This is a genomic window from Psychrobacter sp. N25K4-3-2 (assembly GCF_015351755.1).
Taxonomy (GTDB): Bacteria; Pseudomonadota; Gammaproteobacteria; order Pseudomonadales; family Moraxellaceae; genus Psychrobacter; species Psychrobacter glaciei.
Genome location: NZ_JADKLX010000007.1, coordinates 1 through 14,688 on the forward strand (window position 1 = coordinate 1; position 14,688 = coordinate 14,688).

The 14,688-nt window shown below is 44.6% G+C and carries 9 protein-coding genes; 1 reads left to right on the forward strand and 8 read right to left on the reverse strand.

What is annotated here, in order from left to right; all coding sequences use genetic code 11:
- The 4 genes from IOD06_RS12430 to IOD06_RS12445 all read right to left on the reverse strand — a co-directional run.
- The coding region (locus tag IOD06_RS12430) for an FAD-binding oxidoreductase (RefSeq protein ID WP_320157440.1) at window positions 1-965 on the reverse strand (965 nt) is incomplete at its 3' end.
- A gap of 141 nt (window positions 966-1,106) precedes the next feature.
- A complete protein-coding gene (locus IOD06_RS12435; RefSeq protein WP_227670051.1) occupies window positions 1,107-2,549 on the reverse strand; it encodes a VOC family protein in 1,443 nt (480 codons plus the stop codon).
- Between the two features lie 69 nt (window positions 2,550-2,618).
- Window positions 2,619-3,896 carry an aspartate aminotransferase family protein gene (locus tag IOD06_RS12440; RefSeq protein WP_194621120.1) on the reverse strand — a complete coding sequence of 426 codons (1,278 nt, stop codon included), beginning with the start codon at window positions 3,894-3,896 and terminating at the stop codon, window positions 2,619-2,621.
- A 281-nt stretch (window positions 3,897-4,177) separates the two neighbouring features.
- Complete coding sequence (locus IOD06_RS12445; RefSeq protein ID WP_194621121.1) at window positions 4,178-5,089, reverse strand: LysR substrate-binding domain-containing protein; 912 nt, start codon at window positions 5,087-5,089, stop codon at window positions 4,178-4,180.
- Window positions 5,090-5,595: 506 nt separating this feature from the next.
- Here IOD06_RS12445 and IOD06_RS12450 point away from each other — a divergent pair.
- Window positions 5,596-6,888: a dicarboxylate/amino acid:cation symporter gene (locus IOD06_RS12450; protein WP_194621122.1), complete on the forward strand. Its 1,293-nt coding sequence runs from the start codon at window positions 5,596-5,598 to the stop codon at window positions 6,886-6,888.
- A gap of 938 nt (window positions 6,889-7,826) precedes the next feature.
- Here the strand turns inward: IOD06_RS12450 and IOD06_RS12455 are convergent.
- The 4 genes from IOD06_RS12455 to IOD06_RS12470 form a co-directional block, all read right to left on the reverse strand.
- Window positions 7,827-9,296 (reverse strand): efflux transporter outer membrane subunit, encoded by a 1,470-nt coding sequence (locus IOD06_RS12455; RefSeq protein WP_194621123.1) that lies wholly within the window; start codon window positions 9,294-9,296, stop codon window positions 7,827-7,829.
- Between the two features lie 146 nt (window positions 9,297-9,442).
- Window positions 9,443-10,561, reverse strand: a complete 1,119-nt coding sequence (locus tag IOD06_RS12460; RefSeq protein ID WP_194621124.1) for an ABC transporter permease — start codon at window positions 10,559-10,561, stop codon at window positions 9,443-9,445.
- Window positions 10,562-13,333: a ribosome-associated ATPase/putative transporter RbbA gene (gene rbbA / locus IOD06_RS12465; protein WP_194621125.1), complete on the reverse strand. Its 2,772-nt coding sequence runs from the start codon at window positions 13,331-13,333 to the stop codon at window positions 10,562-10,564.
- Between the two features lie 114 nt (window positions 13,334-13,447).
- Entirely contained in the window at window positions 13,448-14,521 is a 1,074-nt protein-coding gene (locus IOD06_RS12470; protein WP_194621126.1) for an HlyD family secretion protein, read from the reverse strand.
- Between the last annotated feature and the right edge of the window lie 167 nt (window positions 14,522-14,688).

Below are 14,688 nucleotides of genomic sequence, written 5' to 3' on the forward strand. Positions count from 1 at the left end.
AGCTCTTCTGCCTGCGCGAGGCTTTGACTCATCACCCCATCGACGACCCAACCTTGCTCCATACAATGCTCAAATATTGCCATCGCCTTATCCATGATCGGCTCATATGGCGCTTCAAACTCTAGCAATGTATAAAACTTGGTACGCGACTCAAATGGCTCTTGTACTTGACCATGTGCCATCAGCTTATCAATCGCCACGTCATCAAAGAACTCAAATGCCGTTAAGTCAATCTGCGCTTGAAAGGCCGATAGTACATTCATCACATCATTAAAGCTGTCCATACCGAGCACCATGACGTTTAAGTCTTGCGGCTGACGCTCAAGCTTGATTTGTGCATGGGTGACAAACCCTAGTGTGCCTTCGCTACCGATAAATAATTGGCGCAGGTCATAACCTGTGGCATTCTTTACCATGCCGCGATTCAGTTGCAAGATATCACCTTTACCAGTGACCACAGTCAGCCCCATAATCCATTGACGGGTCATGCCATAACGGATAACTTTAATACCACCTGCATTAGTGCCGATATTGCCACCGATTTGACTTGAGCCTGCTGAGGCAAAATCGACAGGGTAATATAAGTCTTTAGACTCTGCGAACTGTTGCAACTGCTGAGTGACCACACCTGCTTCAATCTCGACCATGCGATCGGCAGGGTAGAATTGTCCGATACGGTTCATTTTATCCATACTAACGACGATTTCACCATTGGCAGCCACCGCGCCAGCAGACAGTCCAGTACGACCGCCACTTGGAGTCAGAACAACGTTGTGCTCGTTGGCAAGGAGTACGATGGATTGCACTTGCTCGGTGGTTTTTGGAAAGACGATGGCGGCAGCGGCAGGCGCAAAATGCTTGGTCCAGTCCTTGCCCCAATGTTCTAAGCTCTCAGCGTCGGTTTTGATTTGGATGAGGTCGTAACCATGATCTTGTTGCAACTTTTGTATGATAATATCAACCACCCCTTGTGAGAGGTCTGAAAAATTATTCACCAGATATGTTCCCTACGATAGTAAATAAAAACGCATTAATAGCTGCCGCTATTTTTATCAATAGTGACACAGATATTTTGCTATTTTGAGCCGACTATATGTGTTTAACGCTTATGCTGTCTTTTGCAAGGCAATAAAACAATCTTGTAGACTCTGAGCTTGGGTCGTCTCATACAAAGCCAATTCATCTTGAACGTGAGTACCCAGTGCTTTTTCAAACGCCTGTTGATTTGAATTTCCCTCATAGCTACTTTGTTTATCATCACGTAGATTCGACTGAAAAATTCCTGCCGCACTCACAGGTAAAAAATCTTCGTAAACAATAGGCTCAATACGTATCACGTTTTTTTCGATCAGCTCGACAAGCGCGTATTTGGACTCAGCCATCTCCAAGCTCGTGAGCTGCAAGTCATCATTACTGTTATCCACGGGTTGATAATAAAAATACGCCAAGCCTTCGCTATGCAGCGTTTGATAATCATCAGGAAATGCGGCAAATGTCGCCTCTAAAATCTGATAATACTGTGAGGCATTGACTTCATTTGGGGTCACACCTAGCTGGTTACGAGCGTCACTCAGCAGTTTGTCATATAGTGCTCGACCCTTTGACGTCAATGCCACGCCGCGCTGCTCAATCTCACCAAAGCGTGCCGTATGTTGGCCTTGCTCATAGCTATTTTGTCCTGCATCAGCCAACGTATTCTTAAAGCGAACTGCTTCTTCTAGTGCCTTAAAGCTCGTTTGTCTTAATAAAATCGGGCAATTTCGTTTTGGTGGCCCTTCGATGATCGCTTTTGGCGGTATCCCTCTCGCTTGCATTCTGTGCTGTACAGTATCAATATCCAACGTTCGAGGCGTCAGATGATTGATATGTGGGCCTTTGAACCCGACCACATCAGCGATGAGGCCATGTTGCTGCAACAGTTTTTCATACAGCGCCTTTGACACAGGAGTACTATCATGCCAGCGAAACGTTTCTAGTGCCTCAACGACGAACTGCTGGCCTGCTTGCTCACTCAACCCACCTTGCTCTTCAAAAGACTCAATAAGCTCGATGACAGTATCAGTAAAGATGTTGCGGCGTGCTAATGCTGCTACGGCCTCTTCTTTGAGCGCTTCATCACCAATGAGATCTAAACGCAATAATGACGTAAACACTCGAAAGGGGCTCTTGCTTAATGACTCTGCATCAGTCGCTCGAAATGCGGTGGAATGTACAGGCACACCAGCTGGGGCCAAATCATAGTAGCCAACAGGGTGCATACCCATCACCGCAAACAATCGACGCATCATACTAAGCTCAGCGGCAGTACCCACTCTAATGGCGCCGTGGCGCTCCATACTTAGCCTATCCATTTCCCCAGTATGCTCAAGCTGTGCTTTGATATCAGATTGAGCAGCTAAAACCTCGGTGTTCACGTCAGTGACCAAATCAATAAGATCGCCATATAACGGAACTTCTGCTTGATACATCGCTGACATGGCCACAGAAAACTGATGGCGAATATCATCGCTACTCATAAAATCACTACTCATAAAACTGTTATTATTCATAGATATTTATCCTTTTTATAGCTATTGAGAAAGCCTATTGCTGGTAACTCATTTATTAATAATTTGTGCTTAAGACCAGTCAGCTGGATCTTGATCAGGAATCGTATTTAAGACGTCTCTTAAAATATCAAGGCCAGCTTGTAGCGTTTCAGGCTCAATGGTCAGTGGCGGTAACAATCGAATGATATGACGGTATTTACCACTTGGCATGAGCAGTAAGCCTCGCTTTCGTGCTTGGGTTAGTACGTGAGTCATCACACTAGGATGAGAGCCATACTCCGCATGACGCAGCTCAATACCGCGCATCGCCCCAATACCCGTGAGGCCATATAGCCAAGGAGAAACACCTTCCACCTGCCATTGCGCGATACTTGTTTCAATCATTTGCGCGTAGTGCTTAGCAGACGTCCATATCTCATCCTCTTGCATGATGTCTATCGTGGCATTTGCCGCTGCACACGCCACTGGATTACCAGAGTACGTACCGCCCAAACTGCCTTTAGGCAAGCCATTTATCACACTGGCCTTCCCTACGACTGCACCTAAGGGCAAGCCGCCTGCGATGCTTTTACCAAGTAGTATCATATCTGGCTCAATGCCCAAATGTGAAAAGGCAAAAGGTGAACCAGTACGTCCATAGCCTGATTGGATCTCATCCATAATTAGCAAGATACCGTGCTCATCACAAAAGGCGCGCAGGTACTGAGCAAAAGAGGGTGACATTAACTGAAACCCGCCTTCCCCTTGTATGGGCTCTGCGATAATCGCACCAATATTATTGATATCAGTTTCTACTTCAAACAAACGATTTAGCGCATCGATTGCCTGTTGGTCACTCACCTCATTGTCTGGACTGGGGAAAGGAATGTGATAGACACTGCCGGCTAACGGTCCCAACCCTCGCTTGTAAGGGGCAACCTTGCCATTTAGATTAACAGCAGCCAACGTACGACCATGGAACCCGCCATCAAAAGCAATAACCCCGGTACGCTTGGTCTTGAGACGCGCAATTTTTATGGCATTTTCAGTAGCCTCTGCACCAGAGTTGGTGAGCATGCCTGATAGCTCGCCACTAATAGGAATGAGCTCGCACAATCGCGGCATGAAGGTTTGATAGGGGATGTGCGCAGCTGCATTGTAAGCATAATGAATGAGCGATTGGGTTTGATTGATAATGGCCGTCACGATGTGAGGGTGGCAATGTCCGAAATTCAAGACCCCAATGCCACCCACAAAATCGATGTAGGATTGGTCGTTATTGTCCCAAACTTTTGCATTTTTACCTTTGGTTAAGGTGATGGGATGCACCATCGTAAAAGCATCAGTGACGTTGTATAGCTTATCCATTAAGAGTCTCTTATCTTCCTTAAATGTGACCCTCATTTCAGCAAAACCTGATGCACTCAGCAAACGAATAATAGTTGTGCTTTCATTCCTTTTCGTTATTGTGAGAAAAAACCAAGGCCAAGATAGAAAAAACCCAAGCATAAATACATGTTCAATCAAAGTCTTATGAAGCCTTTCAATAGTTTTTATTGCGTTGGACGCTTGCGCTGACCGCTATCGATTAGCGGTAAATATTTATCTAACCAATCATCACGACTCGTTTTTTAACGGTTCAACCTGCCCTAGGTTTCAAGGTAAGCAGATATCCAATTTATAATGACTTTTATTCTGTGTGACTCACCAAGTGATAATGGATAAGTCATATAATAAGATCCTCTGCCTTTTGCAGCATAATCCCATGCGGTGACCAGCGCACCTGACTGCAACTCACGTTCTACCAAGCGTAGCGGTACAAGCGCGATGCCATATCCCACTAATGCCGCTGATATACATGCCTGAAACGTATCGAAACGCGGGCCTATGAATGTACTATCAACACTGACCTCTTGTTGTTCAAAGTATTCGTACCATGCATTTAAGCGCGAATTGAGATGCAATAAGGTACAACTAGCGACATTGCTCGTGAAAGGTTTTTCGTCTTTTAAATAATCAGGATGGCAGACGGCCACACTGTATTCATCAAACAGCTTAATCGCCTCCATTCCACCCCAAATACCAGTACCATACAAAAACGCGATATCGACATTTTGGTCTTCAGAAAAAAATGGTCCAACCTGTTCTTTGATCTCTAAATTAATTAGGGGATGTGCTTCATTAAATCCACTCAACGCAGGTATCAACCAACGTGAACAAAACGTTGGGTGCGAGACAATTCTCAATACCTCGGTATTATCACTGTGCGACACTAAATTGGTCGTTGCCATCTCGATATGTTTTAGTATATCGAGCACATCCAAATAATACGTCTTGCCAGCAGGTGTCAACGAGATTTTCTGCGGTGTTCGATAAAACAGAGCAATATTTAGCACTTCCTCTAGCTGCGCTACCTGCTTACTGATGGCGCTTTGAGTCATGTGCATCTCTTGCGCCGCATTGGTAAAACTTAAGTGTCTAGCCGCTGTCTCAAAACATTGTAAAGCTTTGGTTGAAGGATATTTTCTAAAATCTAGCGAACTGTTAGTATCCGTTTTCATAACTTATTTTTAAATCCAAAATAGTAATTGTGGTTATATATATCCAATTTGAAACACGGTCAATTCAAAATGACGGTGGCACAAATGGTAATCCTGTTTTCTGCTGGTATAATCCTGCCTCGCTTGCTGTGCGCCAAACATTCCAAAGGCTGTAAAACCTATCCCAACCGTCCTGTATCTGCTTTAAATTGATCGACTATATATCGAGTAAACCGCCTAAGCATTCGTTAAAAATAAGCGTGAACTCCTCCACTAGTAAGAAAAAAAGGAATGCTCGCCATAAATTAATTCGCTTGTTTCAGTGATTGTTGGTGTTTAGTATCCTTACCTTAAGGAAAAATTCTAATATCACATGTCTGAAAACTGACAGCATCCGTATCAAGCCAAAGCGTTTGAATCATACAGGACTGGACAATGGAATGTCTAAAATCAAAATATTCTCTTGCCCATCTCCACATATCCTTTTAAAAGTCAGTAACAGATATTGTAAATAACAGGAGATAGTAATGGGAATAATTTGGCGTTGGTATACCAGCATGTCATTCATGGTAAAAATGACGGGCGGCTTTTTAATAGGTATTTTTTTGGCACTGGTACTGGGCGAGCACAGTAGTTTTCTGTCACCGCTTGGAACCCTGTTTTTAAACTTATTGAAAATGGTCGTGATACCTCTTGTCCTTTTCTCTTTGATGGTCGCCGTCAATCACTCCAACCCTAAAGAGCTTGGTCGTATAGGGCTAAAAATATTCCCCTTTTATATCGTCTCGACTGGTATTGCGGTGGTCGTTGGTATTGTTTTGGCAAAGATGACCAATCCTGGTGCAGGATTTTCGTTGCCCACCACCGTCACTATGGATGCCCCTGCCCGCCCGTCTTTCATTGATACCTTACTGAATATGGTACCCAGCAATATCTTCAATGCTTTTGCTCAAGGTGATATTCTCGCGGTCGTATTTGTCGCGGTTATCTCTGGATTGGCTATTTTGTTCATGCGCCATTCAGCAGACGAAAAGCAACAAGAAATGGGTGATTTTTTATTCAGACTGCTCGAAGCTTGTAACGAAGTCGTCTCCAAAATACTAAGCGGCATTCTATTATATGCACCGATTGGCGTATTGGGCATCACTGCCAATACCTTTGGTACGCAAGGATTGGATGTCGTTATTGCGCTGGGTAAATTTATTGGTACGTCATACCTTGGTGTTATCATATTGGTGGGGGTTGTGTTCCCGATTATGTTGAAGCTCTTTGGCGTAAAAGTCATTCAATTCTATAAAAATATCAAAGAAGCGGCTTTTACCTCATTTGTGACCAGCAGTAGCCTGAGCACGCTACCGATTACCATTAAATGCGCAGAAAAAGCAGGTATTGGTGAGCGTGTTGCCAAACTGACATTGCCTATTGGCGCAACTGTAAACATGAATGGTACGGCATTACGTTTTGGTGTCGCTGTCATCTTTGCAGCAGAAATCATGGGCATGTCACTGTCGGTACCTGAACTGGCCACCATTGTCATCATTGGAACTATGGCCGCGATTGGTACGGCTGGTGTCCCAGGTGCTGGATTGATCGGTATGTCTATCGTCTTTACCCAAGCAGGATTGCCCATCGAAATCGTTGCACTCACTGCAGGTATCAATATCTTGGTCGATATGATCTTCACCTTTGGCAACGTCGTTGGTGACTTAGTGGGTGCCAAAATAGTAGACCAGACCGAAAAAAGAAGTAACTCTAGAGACTTAACCGATGCTAATTTGGGACATCAAAATGAGATGCAAAAAGTCATCCCTATTGAATAGGTTTTAACTAGAAAAATTAATAATATCTGGGTATATTCTAGGATTACTCACATGAGTATTATGTACATCACATAATACTCATATCGATATTGCTGTTTGTCTATAACGCTGCTTAGAGTGTATCAAGTTTGCAATATATCAAAGCACCTTAAATCAAAGGGGCAATCGCGATAGAACTGTAAACTCAAGGCTGTATATATAATGTATTTGAAAAGCACTAACAGTACTTCGTAAAGATACTATAATATCGCAATCCAAACAGATATAGCGATATTCGTATGTTGTTAAATTTGTTGTTAAAAATAATATATATAACCATAAAACCCTTATTAAAAAAGGCTTTCACTAAGTTAGTCGTTGCGTGGTGGTGGCGCACCAATTATTGTATTAACAGTCCTGAGTAATCCTTAAAAAACCCTTGCAAGCCTTACGCTTCAAGGGATTTTTATTATGTAGCCCTTAATAACCCTTAATAATAAGGGTATTTATCTCCCTATTTTGACGGTATCGAAAAGCCTATAGATTGAACCACTCTTACTTCAGTGCAAGCTCAAAGTCAGAAGCAGCGGTGATGGTCAATTTTATTGATGTTAACAAGCAGGCACATGGGATCGAGCCAATCTGTAGAGTACTACCAATTGCCCCTAATCGTATGAATACCGATATGATGATGAAAACATCGAAACCATACCTCTAAAATCAGATAAAGCGTTGTTCGCATACTTATTGAAGTATTAAATGACGCCACCATCACAGGGGTAGCTATTCAAGCCACTGTTCCTATGTATTGGCATAATAAAATGGAGCACGGTATACAACTTCTTTAAGCCTTATTAATTTATTACACAGCTAACTCATGCTCGTACTACATTCCAAAGATTCAGATTTTTTCAGTATCCTCTTATAAGTGAGTATAACCTCTCATAAGCTATCTGAATTTACGATGCCTCCGCAGTGACATCCTCTCCCCATCCTCCTCCTAGTGATTTATAAAGGTTCAGTAGCATTTGTGCTCGAGCAAGCTGCGAGTAAATCAAGTTTTCTTGTATTTGTTCCGAGTCGAGCTGCGCTGTCAGAGCTTCATCTAACGTTTGATAGCCATAACGAAACAGCTTTTCGGCATCGCTGGCACGCTTGGCAGACTGCTGATAGGCCGTATTCAGCAATTTTTGTTGCTGCTGTAGAGCCTGATGTGCCTGATAGGTATTATCCACCTCACCAAGCGCACGCAGTAGCCTTCGATCATACTGTAGCAGCGCCGTTTGCAATCGAGCGTCTGCGCTGTCAATATTGGCCTTAATCCGACCGTTCGTAAAAATGGGAACTTGTATACCCACACTCAATATACTGCCCCAACCTTTCAAATCTGGCACATCACTGTCAACGTCAATGCGTCCGCCTTGACCTAAAAAACGAATGGAGAAACGTGGCAGCAGATCGGCTTTGGCACTTGCCAGTTTGGCAGAATAGGCATTGACTTGTGCACCATAGGCACGCAGATCTGGACGACGTTCTAGCAACCCTTGAGGCGTTTGGCCACTGGGCGCACTCGGTTGATAATTGAGAATGTCCACAGTCGTAGAAGGCAGCTCAAAACCTTGCGGTACTTGCCCGATAAGTACGGCTATGCTACGTACGTGCATTGCATACTCTGCATTGATTGTGCTTTTTTTCGCACGCATGGCATTGAGTTTACTTTGGACATTATTAACTTCATACATGGTGACTTGACCCGCTTGAAAACGCCCTTTTATATATCGCTCAAAGCGCGTCAATATCTCTACATTGCGGGCGGTAATGACTTCACGCTGCTGGGCGGCACGGGCTTGAAAATAGTGATCAGCAATTTGATCTGCCAGTAGCATTTGCGCGCCATATACTTTTTCTTGTACACCCAACGCCGCATAACGGGCGGCATCAGCATCACTTTGTTTTCTGCCAAATATATCAGGCTCCCACGCAGCAGAAAATCCCGCATTAGCATGACTGCTGTCTATATCTTGGTGCGTCTCTAGCAGCGCTGTACTAGCACCCAATAGACGACTGAGGTTGTCATTTGCAGACAGATGAGCCGAACCATTTATAATGCCCGCTGAAGCATTGACGCCAGCTTGTGGCCCAAGATCAGCGTTGGCAAGACGACTGATTGCCACTGCTTCTGTAAAACGACTTTTAGCGATACGGATATCGGGGCTGTCTTGTAAGCCTTGCTTTATCAGGCGACTTAATAGCGGATCTTGCCATTGTCGCCACCAGTGGCTAATTTCTGGACTGCCCTTCGCCGCTTTGTTTTCGTCAAATGTTGTCGGAATAGAAATGTCACTTTGGCGTACAACCTGTGTGCTTTGGCAGGCGCTTAAGATCAAGACCAATGCTCCCAAACTCACAATTTTGGATAATGGAAACATGCGCTTCTCCTCCTTATATTCTCTATCATTATTTTTAATTCAGTGCCATGGTCGAATATCAAACACGCCCTAGGACGTCTCTTAGGATATCGGTATACATATGACTGGCTTTTATTGAGCCAAATTGGGCCAGCCTGTTTTGCACATTATCCTAGCTTTTCAAGCATCGCTTTAAATCGTACTAAAGCAAAAATAAGAAACACGACGCCGATACCTGTCATGACTAATAGCTCAGGCCAAACAATGTCCAAGCCAGCATTACGGAATAAAACATTTTGAGTAAAGCTGACAAACTGAGTCGTGGGCCAATACTCGCTTATCATTTGTGCCGCTTCGGGCATATTGCTGCGCGGTGCTATAGAGCCAGATAAGAGTAATGATACGACTAAGACAGGCAACATCAATAAGGCAAACTGCGGCATACTCGGTGCCATGGTTGATAGCATAATGCCGAGAGAAGATATGGAGAACAGATACACGACCACACCACTACCGAATAAAAGCAGCGACCCGTTAATGGGAATGCCAAGCAGATACTGGACCACAAAAACCATCGATAACATGGAGGCACATAAAATCACCAAGCTATTGGCAAGTATTTTTGAAATCACGATTTCTGTTGTATTGACTGGCATCACCAACAGATGCTCGATGGTGCCACGTTCGCGTTCACGGATAACGGCAGCACCGGACAACCCTATTGCCAAGAGCGCAATCATATTGCAGACTTCCATAACTGGTGTGTACCAGTAGCTGTCTCCGTTTGGGTTAAATATCATGTTCAGTACTGGCTTGACCAATAACGGTGGATCGGCTTGTTTTAAAAAATCACTCACTTCCTGATTAAATATTTGGAGAATATAGGCTTGCCCAATACCTGCTTGAGTCATGGTGGTGGCATCAATTAACAGCTGAACTTGCGGTTTTCGTCCAGCCAGCACATCTCGTTCAAACCCAGGTGGAAATTCCAGCACAAAAATAAGCTTGCTTTTGTCCATCAACTCATCGACATCTTCGCGTTTCACATCGACAGGAGGCAGAAAGTAAGGTTGTTGTAGAGCATCTCGAATTTGTCTGGTCAGGGCTGTGCGGTCTAAATCTATAATACCTACAGGCGCATTACGTACATCCGTATTGATGCCTTCTGCCACAGTATAAATAGTGACAGAGAACACGAAGCCAATCATGAGAAACAGTATCTTGTCTCCAAACAGACTGCGCAATTCTTTGATGGTCAACGTCCAGATATTTTTAAAAGTCTGCACTTATACCTCCTGCTTTTTCAGGAAAATAGAGGCAAATGTGATAAATGCCAAGCCAAAAGCGGTCAAAACCATGTACTCCGTCAAAAAACTGGACCAACTCAGTCCTTTAGTAAAGCCGCCAATACTGATACGCTGATACCAAGATGCGGGGAACCCGACCCCAATGGCATAAGCGATGCCGTCCATACTAGAGAGCGGGTACAACAACCCAGAGTAGTTAATGGTGGGTATCAGAGTGACGATGGCTGTGACAAACAAGGCGGCAACCTGTGTGCGAACCAAACTAGACACTAAAAGCCCCAGTCCTGTAGACACATAGACCAACAGCAATGCGCCAAAAGACATCGCCAAAAAAGAGCCTTTTATGGGCACTTTGAACCAAAATATGGCCATGAGCACAAGTATGAGATAATTGATCAGTCCCAGAACGACATAAGGTAGCTGTTTTCCAAGTAGGTATTGAGGCACACTGGCTGGTGATGTGTAGAGGTTTGATATCGAGCCAACTTCACGCTCACGTACCACACCCAGCGTGGTCATCATTGCCGGAATCAACATGAGTATCATCATTAGCACACTGGGAATGACCGCGTTCACACTTTTGAAATCTTGGTTATACATAAAGCGTGGAACCACTTCAGCGGCAGGGTCTAAGTCGATAGGCAAGCCAGTATCTTGAAGAAGGTCTTTGATATATATCCTCATAATCCCTCCTACATAGCCCTCAATATTGGCCGCATTGAATGGCACTGTCCCATCAATATAAAAGCTCGCTTCTGGTTGTCTATTGGCCAATAAATCACGTCCATAATCCACTGGAATATCAATAACCAATTGCGTCTCAGAGCTTCTAAGCGCGTATTCAGCGGCCTTTATAGAGTCTACGGGTGACGTAGATGTAAAATATTCTGAGCCCGAAAAGTACTCCGTCAACTGTCGACTTTGTGCAGAGTAATCTTGATCCAGTAGCGTATAAGGTAAATCGTGCACATCAAAAGAGATACTCCAACCGGTCATGACCATCAAAATAATGGGCCCAACGATAGCAAAGAACAGCCTGATTTTATCGCGTAATAGCTCTTTAAATTCGCGCGTGGCAAATGTCCACACAGTGGTAAACCAATACTTAAGCGTGTCGGTTTTGTCGGTTTGACTATCAGGTTCAGACGCTATGATCGCTGATTCTGCTGACGTATTTTCAGTCGTGTCGTTTTGGCTGGTGGGTTCAGTGTCATTTTTTTCATCTTCGAGCAGATACTCTACAAAAGCTTCTTCGAGATCCTCCGCTTGTTTATTATGTGTCAGCTCTGTCGGTGTACCAACGACCAGCACGCGACCACGGTGCATAAAAGAGATACGATCGCATCGACTGGCTTCATTCATAAAATGAGTAGAGATAAATATCGTGATTTTATCTTCTCGTGAAAGCGTCAATAGCTGTCGCCAAAACATATCACGAGCACCAGGATCGACGCCTGAGGTTGGCTCATCCAAAATCAATACTTCGGGATGATGTAGACAAGCCGCTGCCAGCTGTAATCGTTGGCGGATACCCAGTGACAACGAGGCTGGCGCTGTATCCGCCACGGCACTGAGGTCAAATTTATCTAATGCATCCTTTACAGCTTGCTGTCCACGCTCCCCTTCTATTTGATAAAGGGTTGCATGCAGCTCTAAGTTTTGACGTACGCTCAACTCTTCATAAAGCGAGAAAGACTGCGACATATAGCCGACGCGCATTTTTGTCGCTATGTCATTTGCATCGATAGATTGACCCAGCAGTTTGGCTGAACCCTCTGTTTTATCAATCAACCCAGTCAGCATTTTCATCGTGGTCGATTTGCCACAACCATTAGAGCCCAAAAAACCAAAAATCTCACCTTTCTCAATACAAAAGCTGACATTATCAACCGCCGTAAAATCTCCAAAACGTTTGGTTAGGTTTTTTGCCTCAATAGCGGGCGGTGCATCAGGATCAGGGGAAAATGGCGTGATAACCAACGCGCCTGCATTCGTTTGTTTCTCTGGTGGCAATAGCTTGATGTAGGCTTCTTCAAGTGATGTGACATTCAGCTCTGTCATGACGGTTTGCGTCCGCTGGTTGGCTAAGAGCTTGCCATCATCCATCGCTAGCAGGTATTCAAAATTTTTGGCTTCATCAATATAGGCTGTCGACACGATGACCGTCATCTCTTGACGTTCAGCTTGTAGCGAGGCCACTAATGACCAGAATTGACGGCGTGATAAAGGGTCTACCCCTGTGGTTGGCTCATCCAGAATCAGTAAGTCAGGATTGTGCACCAATGCACAGCATAAGCTTAGTTTTTGCTTCATTCCGCCTGATAGCTTGCCAGCCGCACGATCAGGAAACGGTGCTAACCCAGTTGCCTCAAGCAAACGGGCTATTCGTACATGGCGCTCATGCGTATTCAATCCAAACAGTCGCGCATGAAATTCCACATTCTCATATACCGACAGGGTTGGATAAAGATTATGCCCTAAGCCTTGTGGCATAAAGGCGATATGTTTTGACAGCGCCTCACGTGCAGATTTTTCTGCCATATCCTTACCGAATACTTGCACGGAGCCATTTTGAATGACCTTGACCCCTGCAATAAGAGACAACAACGTTGATTTTCCGACACCATCAGGACCAATTAGCCCAACGGTGCTCCCTTGTAAAATATTTAGGGAAATATTATCAAGAGCAACCGTCTTGCCATATGTATGCGAAACAGTGTTAATTTCAACGGCGGTATGTTGGCTATCCATACGTTATCTCACAGTTTGTATCGTTAATTTATTCATAAAGATAACTCTTCGGTTGTAAAACCCTCTGAATAATTTATGACCTCATTTTCTGCTGTCATACTCGAACGTGAGAAACTAGGATTGGCCTTTTTTAGGAAGGTTTATAGCAAGGTTACTCGGCCATACTACGTCGGTATTGCTACGCACATAACCATTACCTGTCATGCCGCCTTTGAGTAGGCCTTTGTATTCTTTGGCTATTGCCACAGGTAACTTGATACGCACTTTAAACATGAGCTTTTCGCGCTCGTTCTGTGTTTCCACTGACTTGGGCGTAAACTGTGCTTGTGATGCAATAAACGAAACTTTTGCGGGCCACACACTATCCAGACCATCCAGCACGACTCTCGCGTCATTACCGACTTGTAAGCCACTCATCTGCCCGTTAGGTAAAAAAAGAGTCATAGACACATCCTCTGTATCTAGAAGGCTGACCATTTTGCTGCCTGCTGCAATCACACTACCAACCTCGGCAATTCGGTATTCCACACGGCCCGCTTTAGGACTGCGTATCAACATATCGTCATTCATCGAAGCGGCAGATTTTTCTTGAGCTTTGGCCTGATTGACGCCAGCATTTGCTTCCGCTACTTGAGCATCGATTTGTTGAACGGCTGCCTGCGCTTCTGCGTACGCTGCTCTAGCCGCTTGCACGACCGCAACCGCGCCATTGTATGCCGCTTGGCGTTTGGTCACCTCTGAGTCTGACACCAAATCTTCGCGGCGCATCTTGCGGGCATTATCCAACTCCATTTTGGCTATTTTTTGCTGTTCAATCTGCGCATCGATTTGGGCGTTGGCACGCGCCATTGCCTGCTCTCCTTGCTTACGACCCGCCCGTGCCTGCGACACCATTTCATGTGCGCGCTGCTCGGTTGCCTGTGCCGCCACTAACTGACTTTCGCTTTGTGAAGAAGACAGCTTCACAAGCAGCTGATCGACTTCGACATCCTCTCCTTCCGCCACCAGCATTTGCTCGACTCTACCTGGATAAAGGCTAGCAATATCAAACCGCTCAAGCTCCAATCTACCATTTGAGCTGACTATTCCTAGCGGTAGGGCTTGTGCAAGCTGCTGCTGTTGCCAGTAATACCAACCGGCAGCAGCGGCCACGACAAGCAATAGAATCAAAACCCATGCTTTTTTCATAACGGTTCCTATATATTATTTATATGCGGAAATAAAACAGAAAATAACCAATCCATACGTCTTTTAACCGTATTAGGACATGTCCTCAATTTAAAAATTTTAATGATTTTTTAGTATAGGGCGTGTTGAGTGTAGGAAATCAGATCAAGCACACCTCGTGTCGATCA